Source organism: Streptomyces sp. (assembly GCF_031178505.1).
Lineage (GTDB): Bacteria > Actinomycetota > Actinomycetes > Streptomycetales > Streptomycetaceae > Streptomyces > Streptomyces gulbargensis.
On sequence record NZ_JAPSIW010001068.1, the window covers coordinates 1 to 1515 of the forward strand.

The window sequence follows — 1515 nt, forward strand, 5'->3', positions numbered from 1 at the left end:
CGCGACCGATCTCCGGGACGTCACCCACGACCCGGAGGCCCTGGACTCCACCGGCTTCTGGGCCGTATGCGCCGACTTCGAGGGCCGGCTCACCTGCGCCCGCTTCGGAGACGTGCGGCGCGACACGGTTCCCGCACCCGTCCCCGGGGCCTGGACCGGCCCCCGGCCCGGTGACTGGACGTCCTCGCTCGACCGCGACGCGTACACCGCGGGCGTGCGACGCGTGCGCGAGCACATCGCGCGGGGGGAGGTGTACCAGGCGAACCTCTGCCGGGTGCTGACCGCGCCGCTGCCGGACCCGGGGCGGGCCGACGTCGACGCGCTGACCGCGCTGCTCGCCCGCGGCAACCCCGCCCCGTACGCCGGAACGATTCGCCTGCCCGCGCACGGAGTGGAGATCGCCACCGCCTCCCCGGAGCTCTACCTGCGCCGCGAGGGCGCCCGGGTCACCTCCGGGCCCATCAAGGGGACCGGCCGCACCGCGGCGGACCTCCTCCCCAAGGACCACGCCGAGAACGTGATGATCGTGGACCTGGTCCGCAACGACCTGGGCCGGGTCTGCGAGGCCGGTTCCGTCGCGGTCCCCGAGCTCTGCGCCGTCGAGGAGCACCCCGGCCTCGTGCACCTCGTCTCCACCGTCGCCGGCCTGCTCACCGAGGACGCGGGCTGGCCGGAGCTGCTCCGCGCCACCTTCCCGCCCGGCTCCGTCACCGGCGCCCCCAAGTCGAGCGCCCTGCGGATCATCGAGGCCCTGGAGACGGCGCCCCGCGGCCCGTACTGCGGAGGCGTGGGCTGGGTCGACGCGGACGCCGGCACCGGGGAGCTGGCCGTCGGCATACGCACCTTCTGGATCGACCGGCCCGAAGGCGTCCTCCGCTTCGGTACCGGAGCCGGGATCACCTGGGGCTCCGATCCCGAGCGGGAGTGGGAGGAGACCGAGCTGAAGGCCGCCCGGCTGGTCGCGATAGCGTCGGGCGGCCACGAGTCGGACGCCTGCGAGGCGAGCGGAAAGGCCACTTCTCGATGAAACTCTGGGTCAACGGCGGGCTGCGCGACGCGGAGACCGCCCTGGTCTCCGTCCTGGACCACGGACTGACCGTCGGCGACGGCGTCTTCGAGACGGTCAAGGCGGAGCGCGGCGAGACCTTCGCCCTCACCCTCCACCTGGAGCGGCTCGCCCGTTCCGCCCGGGGGCTCGGCCTGCCGGAGCCCGACCTCGACGAGGTCCGACGGGCCTGCGCCGCCGTCCTGGAGGCCAACCCGGTGGAGCTCGGCCGGCTCCGCATCACGTACACGGGCGGTCTCTCGCCGCTCGGATCGGAGCGCGGCGACGCCGGGACCAGCCTCGTCGTCGCCGTCGGCGCGACGAGTCGGCGGGCCGACACGACGGCCGTGATCACCGTGCCGTGGACCCGCAACGAGCGCGGCGCCCTCACCGGCCTGAAGACCACCTCGTACGCCGAGAACGTCGTCGCCCTCGCCCGGGCCCGGGAACAGGGCGCCACCGAGGCGCTG

2 protein-coding genes are annotated in these 1515 nt (G+C 74.9%); both read left to right on the plus strand.

What is annotated here, in order from left to right; all coding sequences use genetic code 11:
• Positions 1-1027 (plus strand): chorismate-binding protein (locus RIF68_RS36315; RefSeq protein WP_309056027.1); only part of this gene is annotated, 1027 nt, incomplete at its 5' end.
• Positions 1024-1515: aminotransferase class IV (locus tag RIF68_RS36320; RefSeq protein WP_309056028.1), on the plus strand; the 492-nt coding region annotated here is incomplete at its 3' end. The genes RIF68_RS36315 and RIF68_RS36320, both read left to right, overlap by 4 nt.